The organism is Elizabethkingia occulta, assembly GCF_002023715.1.
Lineage (GTDB): Bacteria > Bacteroidota > Bacteroidia > Flavobacteriales > Weeksellaceae > Elizabethkingia > Elizabethkingia occulta.
This window is the reverse complement of the sequence record NZ_MAHX01000020.1, coordinates 189,443-211,846: the sequence shown is the minus strand read 5'-3', so window position 1 is coordinate 211,846 and position 22,404 is coordinate 189,443. Positions and strand designations below refer to the sequence as shown.

The window sequence follows — 22,404 nt, the reverse complement described above, 5'->3', positions numbered from 1 at the left end:
GGTTTTTAGGGATACTTACACCGAGAAACCAAGGCTTGATCTTTTGTAACTTTTGGATCAAGCCAAAAGTTTAAGAATAAATTAGAAAAACTAAAATAATTCTACCATTTAGACATTTAGACATTTAGACATTTAGACATTTAGAAAATTAAGTTTTCAACAATCATTTCTAGGTATTAGTGGCTTCGCGACCTTAAAAGCAGTATAACGGGGAAAAAGTCTTTGCGATAAGCAATTTGTTCTTTTACCTCAATGCAATTAGAAAACTAAAAGTAATTCTATCATTTAGATATTAAGAAAATTAAGTTCTTAACAATCATTGCCAAGATTTAGAAACTCTCTGTATTCCTTTAAAGCAGGAAAGCGAAAGAAAGATTAATCACTAGGGCACAAGTTATTTGTATCAATAAACAGAATTTTAAGGCACGAGAAAATCAATGATTTTCATCAGCCTTGGCAAGATTTGAAACCTTGCCAAGGCTATATTGTGAAACAATTCATGACTTAAAGAATCATACGAAAATAAAAACTATTTGTGTCTTTGTTTTTTATATTTTTAGTGCAGTTCTTCATCATGGTAGTATAAATCCTGATATCAGAACAGAGATTTAACAATTGTTGTAAGGCTCATAATAATAACAACACTACCTACTACAATAAACATCTTTTTAGTAGGTAGTTTAGCAGTAAGCATTGCTGAGAATGGTGCTGTAAAAATACCGCCTAACAAAAGTCCTAGTACAATATTCCAATGGTGAATACCAATAGTAAAAATAAAAGTAATAGCACTGGTTATAGTAAGCAGGAACTTAGCAACTGTAGAACTCCCCACTACATAACGCGGTGTTCTTCCGTCTTTCATCAGCGTTCCGGTTACCAAAGGGCCCCAACCTCCACCGGCAAAGGAATCTATAAAACCTCCTACTAATCCCAATATTCTGAGATTCGTTTTTCTTTTGGTTTTGATTGCTGTCCTCTTTTTCTTAAAAGCATTTTTTAGAATATTTAGTCCCAGATATAAAGTATAACAGGCAATAATAGGTTTTACAATATGGGCATAGTGCTCTCCAAAATGCGATAAAGTGAAAGCACCAATAATAGCGCCTACAATGGCTACAGGAACCAGTACCCAAACCATTTTTTTGTTTACATTTCCCAGTTTATAATGGCTAAAGCTACCAGCCGCTGTCGTAAATGATTCAGCTGAATGAATACTGGCGCTCACCACGGGTGGTGGCACATTTAATAAGAGTAAAACTGTTGTACAAATTACTCCATAACCCATTCCCATGGATCCGGCTACAATTTCTGCGAGAAATCCGACAAATAACATCCAATAAAATATGTGTCCGTCCTGATTAAGAAATACCTGAATATCTTCCCACAGATTGAACTGATAAACAATAATTCCAAGTATACCAATAAGAAGCATTACTCCTATTATCCCTAAATAAATATTGGCTCTTCGCTGTACAATTTTTGTAATACGGGTCAGATTTTCTATTTCCGGACTCTGTTTATCTTTGCTGTCTTCCTGGGATAAATATTCTGTCGTCAGCCTGTTAAGTTCTTGTACTTTATATTCAAAATCGCCTTTCAGCTGCTGCCGTATACTCTGCATATTATCCAGAACCTCATCCACCTCATCCGGAATAGTCTCTGTAAGAATTTCACGAAGTCTTTTTGCAATAGTGGGCGATTTTCCGTTGGTAGAAATAGCGATTTTCAGCTCGCCTTTACGTACAATAGATCCCAGATAAAAGTCACATAGCTCGGGTTTATCTGCGATATTAACCAATACTCCTTTCACATGAGCATCATTACGAATTTGTTCCGCCACAACAAGATTATTAACCGCTGCAATAACAAGGTCTGCAGTATCAAAATCTGCATATGTATAAGCTCTCTGCTCCAAAATAAGATTTTTATATTCCTGTTGTAATGCTCTAACCTCCGGAATAATTTCTTTAGCTACTAATTTCACAGGTGTCTTAGGAGCGTTTACCAACACAGAATTCAGCTTTTCCAAGGCAATTTTTCCGCCACCAATAACAAGCAACGACAGACTTTCCAGCTTTACAAATATGGGATATAAAGAGTTACTCATTTTTATTTAAATTTTAAATCATAGGTATAAGCGATGTAATACAATCCACCAATTTCGGGACCCCCAGCATACTGAAAATAACGACGGTTCAACAGATTAGTTGCACCAATTTTCAGACTGGAACTAATCTCCGGCAATTTCCATGTTACCTGTGCGTCGATTGTATAGAATGCAGGAATTTCCCCTGATGCTAACGGACTTTCCCATAAAAATTTACTTTGCCATCTTGCCACCACTGTGAAACCTACATTTTTAATAATCTCACGATTACCAAAGCTTACGTTTGTGGACCATTTAGGTGTATTGAAAGCTGTAATGAACAGATCTGAGCTATTATTCGAAGAATCCAGATCATTATAGGAAACATTGGCATTTATATTATAGTTCTTCAGGAAATTATAGCGAATTCCTAATGATGTTCCATAACTTTTGTACGTTGTATTACTATTGGTATATACCCTGTATCTGTCCTGTTTACTACGATTAAGCATATCCAGAACAGCATTATTACTTCCTACATTTCCACTTTTAGGCACAGCAACTTCTACCTGCCCAAGGAAACCATCGTAAACGTTATAATAAAAGTCCCAGTCTATAGCCAGTCTGTTGTTAAACAATAATGATTTGTAACCAACCTCAAAAGAGTTAATTCTTTCTGGCTGCAATTTTTGCAGACTGGCCACAACAAGAAGGTTTTTATTATCCAATGCTGCCTGATTCTGATTTTTTCCGGCATCCGTATCAGCATTAACCGCTGATGTGAATCTGTCGATGGATGACAATGTATAGGAATTATCCAAATAACCAAGACCTTCATTAACCATTGGCAACCCGCCTACCCTTCTTACATTTCCGTTATTGACAAAAGACAGCGCTTCAAACAAAGACGGGAAACGGAATCCATTTTGAAAAGAAACTCTGAAGTTATGCTGATTTACAGGAGAGTAAACAACGCTAACTCTTGGATTGAACTTGGTTTTGAATTCAGGGTTTCGGTCAACACGCAAAGCTACATTTAGTTTTAGCTTCTCATCCCAGAAGAGTTTAGTAATTTGGGCAAACGCACCATATTTCTGGTATGTAACATCTTTACCAAATGCACCATCTGATAAAGGAATATTTCGTTGATCTACAGGTCTGCTAAAATCCACAAAATTATTACCATCCGGAGTTATACTGTATAAACGATAGTCTACTCCGACAAGAAGATTAAATATTTTCACAAAACGGCTAAAGTCATATGTAGCTTCACCCTGATAGAATCTGGATTTTTGTTCCAGTTTAGCTCCACCTGTCAATGGAGCACCAGCAACACCACCATTAGCAGAATCCCAATTATTGATTCCGATAATTGTATTTTTTAGTTGCTCAAAAGCACTGGTACCTGGCACAACTCTGTTTTTATCAGCTTCTCTACGGGCCAATACAAAAGCATCGTTCAGGTTCGCACCTGTATTCAGACTATTTTGTAAAGCCGACTGAAATGCATTTTTCCAGTTATTATTTGACAAATTGGTAAGGTCCAGGTTATCTGCAAGCGGTTTCAGGTTATAGGAATCTCCTGTATTCTCTATAGAAACATAGGCTCTTACCGTAAGCTCTTTTCCGGTAAGCTCTATCTTATGATTTTGTACAGTAGCATTCTGTAAGCGGATTTTATTTCCACGCTGAAAAGTACCGTCCAACAAACCATATCGGTAGACATAAGATGCTTTCCAACTGTCTCCGAAACGATAATATAATCCGGCATCAAATTTTATATTCTTTACTTCAGGGCTTACCAGATCTTTTTCATAGTAGCCGGTTCTGGATACATTAAAAGTCGTTGGTTTTCCATTGTAATCAACTTTTACAGCCACACGATTGTTTCTTTCATCTCCATATTTATTCCATAAATCTTCCGCAGGGTTATTGTTGTTCAGTTCCGAAAACTTTGGATTTGCGGTAATCAATGAGTTAGGATTCTGATCGGTACGGTTATCCGAAATCCAGTCGACACCGCTAAAGTATGAAGCATTAACCTTTACCGCGAGATTGTTAGTAATCGTTTTGGCAAATCTGATGGCGCTTTCACCTAATGCTGACATTTTATGATTCACATTATCCACATGATTCAGCCCGCCCCGAAAATAGAAGCTTAGTCCCTGAGATGTAAATGGGTCTTTGGTCTGAAGGCTGGCAAGGCCATTAATTGCATTCATTCCGTATAATGCCGATGCTGCTCCCGGCGTAACCTCCATAGACTGAATGTCCAATTCAGTAGGGCCAATTGCATTTCCTAAAGGAACACCTAAAGTTGCAGACTGAACGTCTACACCATCTACCAACTGCATAAACCGGAAGTTATTGGGCGAATTAAAACCTCTGGAGTTAGGAACTTTTAGGGTAAGGCTGGATGTTAGTAACTGCAGACCTTTCACGTTTTCTAAGGTTTCATAAAAAGAAGCTGCCGGGCTTTCTCTTATTGTCCGAATATCAATCTTTTCTATAGCAATAGGTGATTTCAGTACTTTTTCCGGAACACGGGAAGCTGAGATAACAACTTCATTTATAATAGTATTCTGTGGGTTTAGCTCTACAGTTATTTTGTTAGATAGTGAAATTATCTCAACAGTCTGGCTGGTAAATCCTTCTTTTTTAATAACAATTCTAAAAGGAATCTTTACGCGGGTACGAAGACTAAAATTTCCCGCCTGATCCGTTGATGCAATATCCTGGGTATTTTCTACCTGAATCTGTGCTCCTGATACTCCTTTATGATTGTCTGTATCTTTAATAATACCGCTCAGTTCTATTAATTGCTGCTGAGCCTGAAAAAGGTTAAAAAATAAAAATGTAAATAATATAAGATGTGTTCTTTGCAGAAAATATCTCTGTATAGGTGGTTTCATTATAATCGTTATTTGGTTTATAGTGTATGTTTATGATTTAGTGATGGATGTGAATAGTTCAACAGAGTCTATTTTTCAATAGGTGAATTATAGTGAATGAGTGAATTTTGGTGAATAGGTCGATTGACGTATTCGCTTATTGACATATTTACTATTCATCCATTCACTTATCCACATCCTTGTCTATTCATATTTTGCAGCATAAGGATAATGATACAGAGCTAAACTTTCTTATTTGGTTAACCACATAGAATAGTTTTTTATAACGTATATAAAGACTAACATTAGGATACATAGCTGATATGTGAAAATTTATTTTCTATCCGTCTATTGTAGAGTTTGCTTCTATGTATCTATGTGATTCAAAAATTATAGCTTATAATACTGTAACACTTAGCAGCTTTTAGCAACACATACACATTCGTATACCCAAAAGATGATGGTAATGTTTCTGAGATTTTTTCTGTCGGTAAAGAAGATCTATCATATATTTATTTTGTGATTTGTAAATAGCGGTATGAGAAATCTCCAAAAGTTTCTTCAGCTTCTCTTTTCTGTACATATATTCCGAAAAGTTCATCCAGTGTTTTCAGGATTTCATCTTCGCCGACATTATCTTTGTATTTAGTATTCAGACGGGTACCTAATCTGTCTCCGCCAATATGCAGATTGTATTTCCCATAGGCTGTTCCCACAAAGCCAATCTCTGCATTTGGAGATCTACCACATCCATTAGGACAGCCAGTCATTCTGATAGTGATGTCTTCTTCAAAAAGACCATACTTTTCCAGTAAAGGTTCTATTTTGGTCACCAATGTTGGTAAATAACGCTGGCCTTCTGCTAATGCCAAAGAGCATGTATTGAAAGCTACGCAGGCTACTGAATTTTTTCGCAATGCACTTGCTTGTTCTGTATAGTCCGAAATACCATATTCTTTAAGAATTTGATCTATCTCTGCTTTATCTTCCTCCAGAACGTCGGATACAATAAGATTCTGATTGCAGGTAAAACGGAAGTTGACTTTTCCGGTTTCAGCAATTTTTAGCAATCCCGATTTTAACGGATATTGTTCTCCCTGTTTATTAGGTTCATCCAGTATCCTTCCATGTTCTACAAATACAGTGTAGAACCATTTTCCTTCATGATTTTGTACCCATCCATAACGGTCTTTTCGCTGCTCAAACTTATATTCTCTCGCCGGCTCGAAGTTAAAACCACATCTTTTCTCCACCTCAGCCCGATATCCCTCTATTCCGAGTTTATCTATTGTATATTTCAGCCTTGATAGCTTACGATCGCTTCTGTTTCCAAAGTCACGCTGTACTGTAATAATTTCATATACAGCTTTCAGTACTTTTTCTTCCGTATCTACAAATCCAAGAACCGAAGCCAATCTTGCATAAGTAGCTTCATTCCCATGTGTAGCTCCTAGTCCACCACCGGCAGCAATATTGTAACCCACAATCTGATTATTCTCAATAATAGCAATCAGCGCAATATCATTGATAAATACATCTACATCATTATTAGGTGGAACAGCAATTCCAATTTTCAGTTTACGGGGTAAATATCTGTCCTGATATAACGGATCCTCTTCTGCTTTACGGTCTACCGCCAATTCATTGTCAATCCAAATATCATAATATGCCTTTGTTTTAGGCAAACACAATTCACTGATTTTACCAGCCAGTTCATAAGCCTCGTTATGCAATGGTGATTCTGAGGGATTCGAGGTACAGGTTACATTACGATTAACATCACCACAAGCTGCTATAGAATCCAGATGCTGCAAGTTAAATGCCTGGATAGTTGGTTTTATATTAGACTTCAGAATGCCGTGCAACTGAATCGTCTGTCTGGTTGTTATTTTAATTGTTCCGGTAGAGTGCTTACCAGCAATTTCATTTAATCCAATCCATTGCTCTGAAGTAAGAAATCCACCCGGAAGACGCAAACGGATCATAAAAGAATACAGCCATTCTAATTTTTTAGACACTCTCTCCTCCCGGCGATCGCGGTCGTCCTGCTGATACATTCCATGAAATTTTATCAGATTCTGGTCATCTTCCCGAATTGCACCAGTGAAATTATCCAGAAGACTTTCTTTCAAAGTCCCCCTAAGTCCGTTACTACTGGTTTTTATCTTTTCTACATGTGAAAGATTATCTTTAGCACTCATGATTGTTGTTTTATTTTTAGCTATAGGATTTCATCCTATTTTATATTAATATGTCTCTTCGGAACTAATTTTAAATTATATCTTAGACTTTATAGGTTTTTGAAACCTATAAGGTCTGGAGTACGGTTTAACAATTTTACAATCAAACTGTTTTAGTATACATCTTTAGCATATCTGCCACTAAGCTCCAGTTCTTCTAAATAGTTTTTGGCCTCATCTTCATTTCGTTTTCCTTCATGCTGAATAATATGAAGTAGTGTTTCTTCCACATCCTTACTCATAGGCTCTTTTGCCCCGCATACATATACTGATGCTCCTCCTTCCAGCCATTGAAATACTTCCGAAGATTTTTGCTGCAGTCTGTGCTGTACGTATACTTTTTCCGCAGTATCTCTGGAAAATGCCAGATCCAGATTGGTTAAAGCTCCTGTTTTCAGGAAATCCTGAAATTCTGACTGATAAAGGAAATCTGATACAAAACTCCGATCCCCGAAGAAAAGCCAGTTTCTTCCTTCTGCTCCTGTGGCATCACGTTCCCAAAGGAATGAGCGGAATGGTGCTATTCCTGTCCCGGGACCTATCATTATAACATCTTTTGCCGTTTCCGGAAGTTTAAAATGTTTAGCCTCCTGAATATAAAATTCTACAGTTCCGTCTTCTTCAAATTCACTGAGAAAACCACTGCACAAGCCATTTTGTTTTTTATCGTTGATTAAAAACTCTGATTTGGCTACCGTAATATGAATTTCAGAATCTCCATGTGCCTCCGGAGACGATGAAACAGAATATAAACGTGGAGCCTGGACAGTCAGTACTTTTATAACTTCTTCGAATTCTTCTGCGTTTTTCACCGGATAAATCCTAAGCAAATCCAGAAGACTTAAACGGGTTTCCGGAATATCCTGCCCGGTAATTTGCACATACTGTGCAACTGTAGTCTTTAGCAGATAGCTGATATTAAGATGCTGATGAAGAAGCTCTTTTGCACTTGCAGTAACTCTGGTTGTCTGAATTTGTTTTTCGGGATCTATACCCGTTAAACCGATAATCTCTTCTACTACAGATTTGGGGTTAAAAGGAATAACGCCTAACGCATCTCCCGGACGGTAAGCAATTGGTTCTTCTGTTTCAATCTCGATGTGATACGTCTCTTTATCAGAAGTAATATCATTCAGGTTAATAATAGCGGATACTTTTCCCTGGTATTTCTTTCTGCCAGAGGATGCCTTTGGTGCTGCTGTTCCCTGTGAAGGACTTGCTGCCTTATTTTGTACAACTTCAAAAATATGATCGAGCCATCTGTGAGCATCTTCCTCATAATCGATATCACATCTTTTCAGCGGAATAATACGCTCCGCTCCGAGAACTTCGAAACGGGTATCCACATCTTCACCTGTTTTACAGAATTGTGGATAAGTGCTGTCTCCTAATGCTAAAACTCCGAATTTAATATTGGAAAGGTTTAGTTCGTTCTCATGAATATAATCGTAAAATTTCTTCGCCAGGATTGGTGGTTCTCCTTCTCCCTGAGTACTTATTACAACAAATAAATATTCTTCCTTGGCCAGGTCTTTAGGCTTGTACTGGGACAAATCACCCAACTTTACCTGAATGCCTTTTTTCTTAGCAACTCCGGCAAGTTCTGTTGCAAGTTTCTTACTATTACCGGTTTCTGTACCGTATACCAGTGTTATTTTCTTTACAGCTGGTGTATATGTTGTTTGCTGTGGAGGTAGGTCAGCCACTGCTGCAGAAGTTCCTGCCAGACCTGCCAGGTAACCGCTTGCCCAAATGGCTTCATCTCTGGAAAAACCACTGGATATTTCTTTCAGTACTTGTAGTTTAGTTTCAGACAGCATATTCAAAAAAGTTTTGAGTTTTTGGAAGCAGACTTCCGTTGGTTATTGATTTGAAATACAATCCTTCTCTGTCTGCTTCTTGTAGCCAGGAGAATTCTTCATGCAGGTTTACTATTTTGCCGATAACCACCAGTGATGGTGATGCAAATAGTTTATGCCCCAACTTTTGGGCAAAATCTTCAAAAGAAGAAGTATATACTTTCTGAAAAGGTGTGGTTGCCTGTTCTATTACGGCAATTTTCTTTTCTGAAGAGACGCTATATTCCTTAAATTTATCTACCAGATTGTTAAGATTTCCTACAGACATATAAAACACCAGCGTATCATTGGTTTCTGCTATTTCTTTCCAGTATTCTTCGGTCAGTATTTCGGACTTATAATAAGTAAGAAATCTTACCGATGTAGCATACCCTCTTGCTGTTAAAGGCATTCCTGCATAAGCTGCTGCTCCAAGAGCGGCAGTTACTCCCGGAATAATTTCATATGCGATCTTATTCTCTTTCAGTACCTGTAATTCATCCAAAATATTAGAAAATATAGATACATCCCCGCCTTTTAGTCTTGCAACGGTTTTATTCTGAAGTGCATATTCTACCATTAGTTCATTAATAGAAGACTGTGGTGTGGATGCTTTTTTGCTGCATTCTTTACCTACATAAACTATCTCCGTTTCTTTGCTCACATAGTTATCCACAATCTCGGGACTAACAAGTCTGTCGCATAAGATTACATCTGCTTCTGTAATGGCGCGAATAGCTTTTACTGTAATCAGATCAGGATCGCCAGGCCCTGCACCGATAAGATATACCTTTGGTGTTTTATTAGTTGTTTTCATTTAAAGTCTGGTGTATGTTTCTTCTATTGCTGTATTCTCAATTTACTATAGAGTCTTCGACAGGCTCAGACTGACAACGCTACAACCTAAGATCGAATATTAGGACTGTCATGCTGAGCTGAGTTTATAGTGAGCCTGATGAACTATCGAAGCATTAGCAATATTTTTTTTCTTTTCAAATCAACATTTTAGAACAATCCTTCTATAGAAAGATATCTTTCTCCCGTGTCGTAGTTAATCGTTAATATTTTAGAACCTGCCGGTACTTCGGAAAGTTTTTTTGCAACAGCAGCTAATGCTGCTCCGGTGGAAATTCCTACAAAAAGACCTTCTTTTTTTGCGGCTTCGATAGCAAAAGCAAAAGCTTCATCTTTACCAATCTGAGTAACGCCATCCAAAACAGAGGTATCCAGAATAGACGGAACAAAACCTGCCCCCAAGCCCTGTAGCGGATGTGGCCCCGGTGCACCACCGCTTAGTACTGGTGATAATTCCGGTTCTACAGCGATTACTTTTACATTAGGATATTTTTGTTTTACTACTTGTGCAATTCCTGTGATATGCCCACCAGTTCCTACTCCAGTAATAATATAATCTAGTCCGTCCGGAAAATCCTGCAGGATTTCCTGTGCTGTTGTTTCTGTATGAACTTTCACATTTGCAGGATTATCAAACTGTCTTGGAATCCATGAATTTGGCGTTACCTCTGCCAACTCATTAGCTTTTTCTATGGCTCCCTTCATTCCCTTTTCTCTTGGGGTCAAGACGAATTCTGCTCCATAAGCCTCCATAATCTTTCTCCTTTCCACACTCATACTCTCGGGCATGACCAGAATAAGCTTATATCCTTTCACAGCTGCTACCAGAGAAAGTCCGATTCCGGTATTACCACTTGTAGGTTCTATAATTACACTATCTTTATTCAACAGACCTTTGGCCTCTGCGTCTTCAATCATTGAAAGAGCAATTCTGTCTTTAATGCTTCCGCCCGGATTACTCTTCTCTAGTTTTATCCAAACTTCACTATCTGAATTAAAAAGTTTATTAATTTTTACGACTGGTGTATTTCCTATAGTTTCTAATATATTCTGAAATTTCATAATGTTTTTCTTTAGTTGTTGGTTTGCAGTTTATGGTTTGTTAGTTTTTTTATAATTTTTGCTCTTCGACAAGCTCAGAGTGACAAGTCCTAATGTTGTCAGGCTGAGCCTGTCGAAGCCTTATCTGTTAAAATATTCCGTAATTCTACTTTATATAACAAAGGTTAATGACTCCGGAAGCGGATTATTGTCTTTTATCCTGATTTCGCTTTTGTTATAGACCAGAGAATTTGAAGGAACATTTTGGGTAATCCATACATTACCTCCTATAATGCTGTCCCGGCCAATGGTTGTTTCTCCCCCTAGAATAGTAGCACCAGAATAAATAATAACATTGTCCTCGATATTAGGATGTCTTTTCTGATTGGCTTTATCTTTGGAAACGTTTAATGCACCTAATGTTACTCCTTGGTAGATCTTCACATTATTCCCGATCACCGACGTTTCTCCAATTACAATACCTGTTCCGTGATCTATAAAAAAGTGCTCTCCTATAACCGCTCCGGGATGAATATCGATTCCGGTTTTGCTATGCCCATATTCCGAAAGGATGCGGGGAAGAGTTCTTATTTTCTGTTTCCACAACTGGTGGGAAATCCTATAAACATAAGTGGCAAAAAATCCGGGATATGCCAGCAGAATTTCTTCCAGTGATTCTGTTGCAGGATCGAATTCTAAAATAGATTCGGCATCCAGTATCAGGCGGTCATATATTTCCGGTAATACATCGAACAGCACTTCCACTTGTCGTTCTGCAAAAAGTTTGTCATCTGTCGTATTTTTAATTAATTCAAAAAGTTTGTTCTGTAATTCGTCAAAATTATTTCTCAGTGTCTCCTCCATATTGATATGCTGAGGAAGAAAAAGCAGCTGGTATAATTCCTCCACAAAAGCTTCCGCTTTATTCTTGTCGAAGAAGCCATATACTGCATTTTTTTTTCTCTGAAAAATCTGCTCAATAAAAGCATCGGACACTTTGCTCATATTTACTGAATTATACAGGCTGCAACTGTTGAGTTAGAGGTTTCGTCTACCAGAATTGCAGAGCCTGTTGCTTTATTTTTTCTAAAACTATCGAAAACCAGAGGCTGTGCTGTTTTTAGTGTTACTTTCACAATTTCATTCAGCTTTATATCACCATCTGCTTTTTCGTGTTCCAGTGTATTTACATTCACTTTATATTCCACATCTTTCACCAATGCTTTTATCTGTCTGCTGTGATGCTGCAATATGTATTTATTACCAGGCTGTAATGCTTTTTGATCCAACCAGCACAGCAATACCTCTACTTCTTTTTCCACTTGTGGTAATTGCTCTGATGCTACAAAAAAGTCTCCTCTGCTTACATCTATATCATCTTCAATATGCAATACTACCGACTGCCCTTCGAGGGCTTCTTCAACTTCATATCCGTTAATTTCAATTCTGTCTATTTTTGTAGATATCTCTGCAGGCAAAATATAAATGCGATCTCCCTTGCGGAAATCTCCACTTAGGATTTTCCCGGCATAACCACGATAGTCATGTAACTCATCAAACTGCCTCTCTTCTTGTTCATTATTTTCATAGGAATCGGCGAAATATTTCATATTTTGAGGCCGGATTACATACTGCACCTGGAAGCGACTGTTGGTATCTGTATCAGTATTTACTTGTACTTCTTCCAAATATTCTAAAAGAGAAACACCATTATACCAATCTGTATCAGCAGATCTGGTTACAATATTATCTCCTCTTAGTGCTGATATTGGAAAATAGGTAACTTGGGTAAGTCCGAGATTTTCTGCAATTTTTGCATAATCAGCTTTTATATTTTCATAGACTTCCTGTGAATAATCTACCAGATCCATTTTATTGATGGCTACAGCAACCTTTTTCAGGTTAAGTAATGATGCTATAATGGAATGCCTTCTGGTTTGTTCTATAACTCCTTGGCGGGCGTCGATAAGGATAACCATCAGATCCGAGTTGGATGCACCGGTGATCATGTTTCGGGTATACTGTACATGTCCGGGAGCATCGGCTATAATAAATTTTCTCCTGGCTGTTGAAAAATATCTGTAGGCTACATCTATTGTAATTCCCTGCTCTCTTTCTGCGCGCAGTCCGTCAGTAAGAAGTGCAAGATCTACTCCTTCATCATTTTTGTTTTTAGAATGCTTTTCCAGAACCTCCAACTGATCCTGTAAAATGCTTTTGCTATCGTAAAGCAGTCTGCCGATAAGGGTACTTTTACCATCATCTACACTTCCTGCTGTTATAAATCTTAATATGTCCATGTCTTCTCAGTTGTAATTGATAAATGATTGTCGATGATAGATAAATCAATTATTACGTATCGATCATCAATTATATTAAAAGTATCCTCCTTTTTTACGGTCTTCCATTGCGGCCTCTGTTACCCGATCATCGATTCGTGTTTCTCCTCTTTCCGAAATCCTGGTAGCTATAATTTCCTCTATCACTTCATCTATTGTTTCTGCATTAGATTCTACAGCAGCTGTACAGGTCATATCTCCCACAGTACGATAACGCACTCTTTTTGTAGTGATCAGATCATCGGCATCCAGAGATGCATGTTCGGAATTGGCAATCCATTGTCCATTCAGGTCCACGACTTCTCTGTCATGAGAAAAATAAATAGATGGTAATCCAATCTTCTCTTTTCGGATATAGCTCCATACATCCAGCTCAGTCCAGTTACTAATCGGGAAAACCCTTACATTTTCTCCTTTATGAATCTTGCCATTGAAAATATTCCACAATTCCGGACGCTGAAGTTTTGGATCCCATTGGCCAAACTCATCGCGTACAGAAAAGATTCTCTCTTTTGCACGTGCTTTTTCTTCATCTCTTCTTGCACCACCAATACAGGCATCGAATTCAAATTCTTCAATTGTATCCAGCAGCGTAAAAGTCTGCAGCCAGTTTCTGCTCGGGAATTTACCTTTTGGTTCTGTAAGATTTTTTTTCTTTATTGTATCTTCCACTTTACGCACCACAAGATCTACTCTCAACTCTTTTACCAGAGCATCTCTGAAGTCTAAGGCTTCCGGGAAATTGTGCCCTGTATCTACATGAACAAAGGTGAATGGAATTTTTCCAGGTCTGAAAGCTTTAAAAGCCAGATGCGCCAGTGTAATACTATCTTTCCCTCCGCTAAAAAGCAACGCAGGACGTTCAAACTGTCCGGCTACTTCACGCAGAATATAAATAGATTCGGATTCTAACTGTTCTAAATAATTGGCTTGTTCTATTGTTGACATTTGTTTTCTTTTTTATTGGTGAATATGCAGACCACACTCTTTTTTATTAGCATCTTCCCACCACCAGCGGCCGGCTCTGAAATCTTCTCCTTCCTGAATAGCTCTGGTACATGGTGCACATCCGATGCTTACAAAACCTTTTTCATGAAGATAATTATATGGTAGTCTGTTTCCTTTTACATAGTCCTTTACTTCCTGAGTTGTCCAGTCTAGCAATGGATGATATTTTATAATCTGATTTTCTGCGTCCCACTCCAATGGGGACATACTATGTCTGTTGGCAGAATGTTCCGCTCTTAATCCGGTAATCCAAACTTTATACCCCTGCAATGCCTTTTTCAAAGGCTGTACTTTGCGAATATTACAACAGGTCTTTCTGTTTTCAACGGAACGATAAAATGAATCGGGTCCATTTTCAGTTACAAATTTGCCTAATACTTCTGCCTCCGGATAAAAAGCTTTGATATCTTTTTTGAAAAAAGCTTTTGTTGCTGACCATGTTTCGTAAGTCTGCTCAAAAAGTCTTCCTGTATCCAGTGTAAAAATATCCACATCAAGATCTTTTACCAGATGTGTTACAACCTGATCCTCGTAACTAAAACTGGTAGAAAAGATTACCTCTTTCGGAAATCTGTCTACCAGTAACTGTAAAACCTCTGTATTGGAAAGGGTTTCCGATATCCCTTCCAGCAATTCATTCAGTTGTATTTTCAGACTATTTTCCATTTCAGATTCAAAATTGATTTTGCAAATATATATTAATTCTATTAAATCTACCAAAATAGTAGTATTTAGATTTAAAAAAAATTACTTCTTATTCATAAAGGCTGTTAGTGTAGCCTCCATCATACTTTTACGGGTCTTCTCACGAACATTGATTAACTCATGTCTTAGATAACATGCTTCCTCGTCAACACAATCGTCGCAAGCTTCATAATAATTAAGAGAAATACAAGGCGTCAAAGAAATTGGGCCTTCGAAAATACGATATAGATCTGCTAAAGAAACTTCATCAGGAGATTTAAGCAGATAATAACCTCCACCTATTCCTTGTTTGCTATTTACAAGCTTGGCTCTTTTTAATTCTAGAAGAATCTGTTCCAGAAATTTTTTGGGAATGTTCTCCTCTTGTGCAATAATAGCAGTGGACAAGAATCCATTTTTATAGTTTCTCGCCAACCTCACCATCGCTTTCAAAGCGTATTTACACCGTTTGGACATCATAATCTGTGCAATTTAAGATAATTTCCCGATTTGAGAAAATCTTTTTACATTTACCTCTTCATGAAATTCAATTCCATATTCTATAGATTCGAATAATTGCTTAGAAAAATAGCTGCCATTAAGTACACCTCTTGCGCCTAATCCATTAAAAATATAAAGATTATCATAGATTTCGTGGCGCCCAATTATAGGTCTTCTGTCTGCAACGGTGGCTCTGAAAGCTGTTGAAACTTCATCTATTTTATAACCATATTTATATACTTCTTCAAGTCCCTTTTGTAGTTCTTCAACAGCTTTATCTTCGATTTCATGGGTATTAGAATCTCTGTCATATGTTCCGCCATAGTAATATTCATCTCCGGAAAATCTGAACAGAAAATGTTTCTTCTTAATCACAAAAGCTTCTGTATCTTTTTCCAGTCGGAGACTAAAACGATGTCCTTTGTTGGGTTTCACAGGTATTTCGCAGAAATAAGGATTTTCTTTTATCCCAGTCCCTTCGGCAAAAATAATTTTATCGAAAGTATAGTCATTGTAAGAATTCTGATCAGTACTTAATTTATCATAATTAAACCTTTCTTTTATTAACGCGTTTTTCCCCTCTAAAAAATTAAAAAAATCTGTGAAAAAATTACGGACATCCAGACGACAGGAATTTTTTACTCTTCCAACACCAAAAGGATTCTCAACACTGGACAATTTCTGTATATCTGAATCCAGATAGTCTTCAAACTTTTCCTGTGAAGCTTTTTTAAGCCATAGTTTATGCTCACTCTCATTGTGGAATACACGAACTACATTTTCCTGAATTAAATAGTTTTTATGCAGGTATTCTTCAATCTCATCAAAGATAACCGGTAAATAGTCCATTTGTGCCTCATCATTCCATATTTTGTTATACCTCTTCAATACAACAGGATTGCATACTCCAGCCGAAATATGTGATGCGGCACGATTTCCCTCGGAAAATAATTTAAAAGTCTTTCCGTTTTTCAACAGCTGATGTGCAAAAAACATGGCGGCATATCCGTCCCCTACAATGATGTAATCTAACTTTTCCATACAAAAAAACCTGAGCAAAGATACTCAGGTTTTCGATTATACTCAATATGATATTTATTCTACTGTAACAGATTTTGCCAGGTTTCTTGGCTGATCCACATTTGCACCTCTGTAAACTGCAATGTAGTAAGATAATAACTGCAATGGAATAGCGGACACTATCGGAGAGAAACACTCGGAAGTTTCAGGGAATTCAATTACATAATCTGCCATGTTAGCAACCTGAGTATCGCCTTTGTTTACAATAGCGATAACTTTTCCTTTTCTTGCTTTAATCTCCTGAACATTACTTACAATTTTATCGTAATGTCCTTGCTTAGGAGCAATAATAGCTACCGGCATATTTTCGTCGATAAGCGCAATCGGACCGTGCTTCATTTCAGCTGCAGGATAACCTTCAGCATGGATATAAGAAATTTCTTTCAGTTTCAAAGCACCTTCAAGAGCACCTGGGAAGTTATAACCTCTACCTAAATACAAGAAGTTAGTAGATTCAACAAAGTCTTTTGCCATTTTTTTCACAGTATCGTGTGAAGATTCCAATACTTCTTCTACTTTCTTAGGAAGCGCATCTAACTCATACAGATATTTCATAAATTCTGTATTATTAAGATTACCGTTGTGCTTACCTAATTTCAATGCAATAAGAGAAAGAATTGTTAACTGTGCTGTAAATGCTTTTGTAGAAGCTACTCCAATTTCCGGACCTGCGTGTGTATAAGAACCTGCGTCTGTAATACGAGCAATTGAAGAGTCGATTACATTACAAATACCATATACAAATGCTCCTTTTTCTTTTGCCAGTTTAATAGCTGCCATTGTATCTGCAGTTTCTCCTGACTGAGAAATTGCAATAACAACATCTTTAGGTCCTATGATTGGATTTCTGTAACGGAACTCGGAAGCATATTCTACTTCAACAGGTATTCTTGCAAACTCTTCGATAAGATATTCACCAATAAGACCTGCATGCCATGAAGTACCACAAGCAATGATGATAATTCTTTTTGCTTTTCTAATTCTGTCCAGATTATCCCAGATACCTGCCATTTTAATAATTCCTTCATCTAAAAGAATTCTTCCACGCATAGTATCATGAATTGATTTAGGCTGTTCGAAGATTTCTTTTAACATGAAATGGTCGTACCCACTTTTCTCAATCTGCTCAAGGCTCAATTTCAGTTCCTGAATCTGAGCATCTACTTTTGTATTATCATTGATTACACGTATATCTACTCCTCCTTCTAAAGAGATAAGAGCCATGTGTCCGTCTTCAAGATAAATCGCTTCTTTTGTAAACTCAACAAATGGAGATGCATCAGAAGCAATGAAATATTCATTATCTCCCAAACCAATTGCTAAAGGAGAACTTAATCTTCCTACAACAAATTGTCCCGGGTGATCTTCATGTAAAACAGCTACCGCATAAGCTCCATAAACTTCACTTAGTGCAGTTCTTACTGCTTCAGGAAAGTCTTTACCGGATTCATCCATAAAATACTGAATGAAATTAGCCAGTACTTCTGTATCGGTTTCAGAATGAAATACGAATCCTTTCTGAGTAAGCATTGTTTTAATAGTATCATAGTTTTCAATAATACCATTGTGGATTAATGCAATTTTACCGTTATTGGAAAGATGCGGGTGCGAATTTCTGTCACTAGGTACACCGTGAGTTGCCCAACGGGTGTGTCCCATTCCGATATGTGCAGTGTTTTTTAATCCTTCTGCAATTTCTTCAAGATCAGAAACCTTACCTTTTGTTTTCTTTAATTCAAGTTTATTTTGTGGACTTTCTAAAACGATCCCTGCACTATCATAGCCACGGTACTCTAATCTCTTAAGACCGTTAACTACAATATCATAGGCATCTCTAAAGCCTGTATATCCTACTATTCCGCACATTTGTTTGTGTTTTTATATTTTATTTTTTAGTGTAAATGACTTGCAGCTGAGCCTTATTAACATTTAACGCATCGGTACCAACTAATACTACTCTGTTTGGTGTATAAGCTCTTGAAGTGTAGTTCCAGCCTAAAAGTGCTCCTGTTTGTGAATTTGCTGTAAAGTCACCAACATTAATCACAATAGGTTTATTTTCAGCATCTTTTTCTACGATATTTTTTACCGTCTGGGTAATCGTAATATCATAGTAAGCAGGGTTCTTGTCCAGATTAGTTGCTTTTACTCGGATATATCCAGCTCCAGCCAAAGCAGTTTGGTCATCCATAAATTGCTTCATATCCTTCTGAAGTACTGTAAAAGTGGAAGGTTTTGCAAATGCACTTTTCCATGTATTCTCATCGGAGTACAATCTTATTTTCGCGGTCAAAATTCCAGCTTTTTCTTGTGTATATTTATTTCTTAACCCCTCAATAATCGATGTCGGAATTACAAACTCAGCACCATTACCTCCGGCACCCTGAAGGTACAATTTGGCATCACCAGTTGTCTTGTTAATATTCCCCATTGCTGTTGTATAAGCTGATGATGCTGATGGTCTATTAAACGTAAACTGACTGAAGTGAACATTGGATGCTCCTAAATCGAATGTATAAGTATTCTGTTGTCTTGTCGTTGTATTATCCTTTGTAACATCATTGGAATAATACATTGTAACCGACATTGTATTAGGGTTAAGGTTGAATAAGAATCCGTCATTCTCATCAACAGAAAGTCTTAATCCACGGAAATGTCTTATGAAAGAAGCAGCATCACTCAATTCATTTTTTCCTTGGTAAGCAATAATTTTATTCTGGAAGAAAGTTTTATCCAAAGAAACTCTGATTCCCGGATCTCTACTTAATAGTTCTGAGTTGTCTCCTACTTTCGTAATTTTCACACCTCTTACATTACCATCTATTTGCTTAGTACCTAAAGGATTTGCTCCTGTAGCAACTACCTGATTAGAAAAATATGTTTTGGTATTATCATAAAGAAAGTCAGTAACCTCATGTACATTTAGCTTAAATTTCACAGGATTTCCTCCTATTTTAGCTCTTCCATATTTTACTAACGGGTAAGTATTAACTGTTTTTGTAGAATCCTGATCTGTTGAAACTTTGTTAATTGTAGTAGTTGTTGTTGTAACAGAATCCGTCACATAGCTTGGAAGGATTTGTAATACTACAGAGTCAACTTTTGGATTAGTTCCGAAGTCCGTTCCATAAGCAGAAGGACGTAATTGTGTAACATAAGCAGCCTTGTGCATCCCGAATACAGGTTCATCAAATGCTCCTAAAATAGCATTAGTCAGATTTTTGGCATCACTACGTATAGAATCTTTATTATCTATATTATATGCAATAACAGGATAACTGAATTCCAGTCCGTTTGCGGCATTACCATCTAAGAACTGGCTTCCCAGATTATCAGCATCAGCTTCACAAGAAGTCAGCGTAAACAGACCTATAGTCGCAACAAAACAAACGTTAGCGATTATCTTTATTTTCTTCATTATTTATATCAAAAATTGGCTACTTGGTTTAGTACACTTGGTTAATAGCGTCGGCACTTACAAAATCCTTTTTGTCGGATGTAGCACCAGTATACATAGATTCCAGATCATCTTCCAAAGATTCATCTCCTTTCAGTACGATATCTACTAACTGAAGACTCTCTCCAACAAATTTTCTGAAGCTTGGTTTATCTAACGCAGTAAGTCCTTCGATATTGTCGAATTTTAATTTTTCTTCAATATTATTTTCAAAGGCAGCATCTTTCTCATTGTAAATAGAAACAACAAGCTTAGTATCTTTAAAATAGTCATCGTTCTTATAGAACGTTTTAAGGTATAACGGAATGAATGAAGCCATCCAGCCATTCAGGTGGATAACATCCGGTACCCAGTTTAGTTTTTTAATTGTTTCGATAACTCCTCTTGCGAAGAAAATTGCGCGCTCGTCATTATCTGAAAAAGCGACTCCCTCATCATCGAAATACAGTTGTTTTCTCTTGAAATATTCCTCATTATCGATAAAGTATACCTGCATTCTTTCATTTGGTAAAGAAGCAACTTTAATTAATAAAGGCTGGTCAAGGTCGTTGATGATGATGTTCATCCCTGATAGACGAATCACTTCGTGAAGCTGAAATTTACGCTCGCTGATCATTCCAAATCTTGGCATGAAAACACGAACATCGTTTCCGTCATTATACATTCTCAAGGCCATCTTATTCACCATCGTAGCCATGTTACTGTCTTCTTGGTACGGAAATAGCTCGGAAGTGACGTATAGAATTTTCTGGTTCGGCATAATAATCTTTCTCTAGTAGTAATTAAGATGGTTAATTTTACAAAAATACAACTTTTTCCAGTAATACATTTTAATTAACATTTTTTAATAATTTTGCTCAAATTTCAGAATATGGAAATTCTCCGCAATCGCCAGAGTCTCAGCGATTATATTGCAGCAGTAAAAAAAGAAGGCAAAAAGATTGGTTTTGCCCCAACAATGGGAGCTTTACACGATGGACACATGTCCTTATACAAAGAAGCACGAAAGGATAATGACATCGTAATCTCGTCTGTGTTTGTAAATCCAACACAGTTTAATAATCCTGATGATCTGAAAAAATATCCCCGTACTGAAGAAAATGACATTGCAATGCTCGAAAAAGCAGGTGTAGATGCTGTTTATATTCCAGGTACTGAAGATATATATCCAGAAAAAGCAGAAAGCAAACATTATGATTTTGGTGGTATTGAAAATGAAATGGAAGGAAAATTCCGTCCGGGACATTTTGATGGTGTAGGAACTGTAGTTTCGGAATTATTCCGTCAGGTACAACCTGACAATGCTTATTTTGGGGAGAAAGATTATCAGCAGCTGGCTATTATTAAAAAGCTTGTTGAGATAGAGAAATTCCCTATCAATATTCACGGTATTCCTATTTACAGGGCAGAAAATGGTTTGGCTTTAAGCTCCAGAAATGCTCGTTTATCTGAAGATGAAAGAAACGAAGGAGCTACTCTCATTTACAAAACTTTAGTAAAGGTTAATGAATGGTTCCGGGTGATAAGTATTCTGGAAATAAAAAAACGGGTTGAAGAAATTTTTGAACAATCGGACTACGAATTAGAATATTTTCTAATCGCAGATGAAGAAACACTCAAGGAAACTGACTTTTTCTATAAGGATAAGAGCTACAGAGCATTTATTGTTGTATTTGTAGGTGAGGTTAGATTAATTGATAATATGCATCTGGATTAACCATGGAAATAAGACTTGCAACACTTCATGATTTGGAATCTCTAACGCTTATTTTTGAAAAATACAGAGATTTTTATAAAAAAACAGCAGATTATGAAACAGCGAAATCTTTTCTTGAAGAAAGAATTTCCCGAAATGAATCGGTGATTTACATTGCTGAAGCCGATCAAAAGGTTGTAGGTTTCACCCAATTGTACCCGTTATTTTCTTCCACAAGAATGAAAAAATTATGGTTGCTGAATGATCTTTATGTAGAAGAGGAATATAGACAAAAAGGTATATCTGTGGCTCTTATTGACAGGGCAAAAAAGTTATGCAGAGAAACCGGAGCTTGTCAGCTCTCTCTGGAAACTTCTAAAACAAATATGGTTGGAAACAATTTATACCCTAAAACAGATTTTCAATTAGATACAGAAAGCAATTTTTATTATTGGGTGCCCTAAATCTTACTATAGATTTCTTGTCTCTTTCAAGACTTAGAGCCTGTTTAAATTTTGATTCAAAAAATATTAGACTTCGATAGTTCATCAGGCTCACTATAAACTCAGCTCAGTCTGACACTCCTAAAAGAAAGGTATTTTGAACAAGCAATGTCACTCTGAGCCTGTCGAAGAGTATTAGTAATAATATTTAAACAAGCGCTTATAAAATAAGAAATGGTCAGAAA

The 22,404-nt window shown here is 37.0% G+C and carries 17 protein-coding genes; 2 read left to right on the top strand and 15 right to left on the bottom strand.

Going from position 1 to position 22,404, the window contains the following annotated elements:
- Positions 1-595: 595 nt before the first annotated feature.
- The 15 genes from BAZ10_RS17050 to BAZ10_RS16980 form a co-directional block, all read right to left on the bottom strand.
- Positions 596-2,107: a TSUP family transporter gene (locus BAZ10_RS17050; protein ID WP_078773047.1), complete on the bottom strand. Its 1,512-nt coding sequence runs from the start codon at positions 2,105-2,107 to the stop codon at positions 596-598.
- 2 nt (positions 2,108-2,109) lie between these two features.
- On the bottom strand, positions 2,110-4,998 hold the full coding sequence (locus BAZ10_RS17045) for a TonB-dependent receptor (RefSeq protein ID WP_078773046.1): 2,889 nt from the start codon (positions 4,996-4,998) through the stop codon (positions 2,110-2,112).
- Positions 4,999-5,489: 491 nt separating this feature from the next.
- Positions 5,490-7,181 (bottom strand): assimilatory sulfite reductase (NADPH) hemoprotein subunit, encoded by a 1,692-nt coding sequence (gene cysI, locus BAZ10_RS17040; protein ID WP_262488190.1) that lies wholly within the window; start codon positions 7,179-7,181, stop codon positions 5,490-5,492.
- A 149-nt stretch (positions 7,182-7,330) separates the two neighbouring features.
- On the bottom strand, positions 7,331-9,037 hold the full coding sequence (locus tag BAZ10_RS17035) for a diflavin oxidoreductase (RefSeq protein WP_078773044.1): 1,707 nt from the start codon (positions 9,035-9,037) through the stop codon (positions 7,331-7,333).
- A complete protein-coding gene (gene cobA, locus BAZ10_RS17030) occupies positions 9,027-9,872 on the bottom strand; it encodes a uroporphyrinogen-III C-methyltransferase (protein ID WP_078773043.1) in 846 nt (281 codons plus the stop codon). The genes BAZ10_RS17035 and cobA overlap by 11 nt, the downstream gene beginning before the upstream one ends.
- Positions 9,873-10,060: 188 nt before the next feature.
- Positions 10,061-10,972 (bottom strand): cysteine synthase A, encoded by a 912-nt coding sequence (cysK, locus tag BAZ10_RS17025; protein ID WP_078722697.1) that lies wholly within the window; start codon positions 10,970-10,972, stop codon positions 10,061-10,063.
- 150 nt (positions 10,973-11,122) lie between these two features.
- Complete coding sequence (epsC, locus tag BAZ10_RS17020) at positions 11,123-11,956, bottom strand: serine O-acetyltransferase EpsC (RefSeq protein WP_078773042.1); 834 nt, start codon at positions 11,954-11,956, stop codon at positions 11,123-11,125.
- 2 nt (positions 11,957-11,958) lie between these two features.
- Complete coding sequence (locus tag BAZ10_RS17015) at positions 11,959-13,251, bottom strand: sulfate adenylyltransferase subunit 1 (protein ID WP_078773041.1); 1,293 nt, start codon at positions 13,249-13,251, stop codon at positions 11,959-11,961.
- Positions 13,252-13,326: 75 nt separating this feature from the next.
- Entirely contained in the window at positions 13,327-14,238 is a 912-nt protein-coding gene (cysD, locus tag BAZ10_RS17010; RefSeq protein ID WP_078773040.1) for a sulfate adenylyltransferase subunit CysD, read from the bottom strand.
- A 12-nt stretch (positions 14,239-14,250) separates the two neighbouring features.
- The gene (locus tag BAZ10_RS17005; protein WP_078773039.1) at positions 14,251-14,964 is read right to left on the bottom strand and encodes a phosphoadenylyl-sulfate reductase; all 714 of its coding nucleotides are present in this window, start codon (positions 14,962-14,964) and stop codon (positions 14,251-14,253) included.
- Positions 14,965-15,045: 81 nt separating this feature from the next.
- A complete protein-coding gene (locus BAZ10_RS17000; RefSeq protein WP_078773038.1) occupies positions 15,046-15,462 on the bottom strand; it encodes an RrF2 family transcriptional regulator in 417 nt (138 codons plus the stop codon).
- Positions 15,463-15,474: 12 nt separating this feature from the next.
- Positions 15,475-16,524 carry an NAD(P)/FAD-dependent oxidoreductase gene (locus BAZ10_RS16995; protein ID WP_078773037.1) on the bottom strand — a complete coding sequence of 350 codons (1,050 nt, stop codon included), beginning with the start codon at positions 16,522-16,524 and terminating at the stop codon, positions 15,475-15,477.
- 54 nt (positions 16,525-16,578) lie between these two features.
- A complete protein-coding gene (gene glmS, locus BAZ10_RS16990) occupies positions 16,579-18,429 on the bottom strand; it encodes a glutamine--fructose-6-phosphate transaminase (isomerizing) (protein ID WP_078773036.1) in 1,851 nt (616 codons plus the stop codon).
- Positions 18,430-18,448: 19 nt separating this feature from the next.
- Complete coding sequence (locus BAZ10_RS16985) at positions 18,449-19,981, bottom strand: DUF4270 domain-containing protein (protein ID WP_078773035.1); 1,533 nt, start codon at positions 19,979-19,981, stop codon at positions 18,449-18,451.
- Between the two features lie 28 nt (positions 19,982-20,009).
- Entirely contained in the window at positions 20,010-20,780 is a 771-nt protein-coding gene (locus BAZ10_RS16980; protein WP_045183705.1) for a glycogen/starch synthase, read from the bottom strand.
- A gap of 111 nt (positions 20,781-20,891) precedes the next feature.
- Here BAZ10_RS16980 and panC point away from each other — a divergent pair, with 111 nt between their 5' ends.
- Positions 20,892-21,737, top strand: coding sequence for a pantoate--beta-alanine ligase (gene panC / locus BAZ10_RS16975; protein WP_078773034.1), 846 nt, complete (start codon positions 20,892-20,894; stop codon positions 21,735-21,737).
- Positions 21,738-21,739: 2 nt separating this feature from the next.
- Entirely contained in the window at positions 21,740-22,180 is a 441-nt protein-coding gene (locus BAZ10_RS16970; RefSeq protein ID WP_078773033.1) for a GNAT family N-acetyltransferase, read from the top strand.
- Positions 22,181-22,404: the final 224 nt, after the last annotated feature.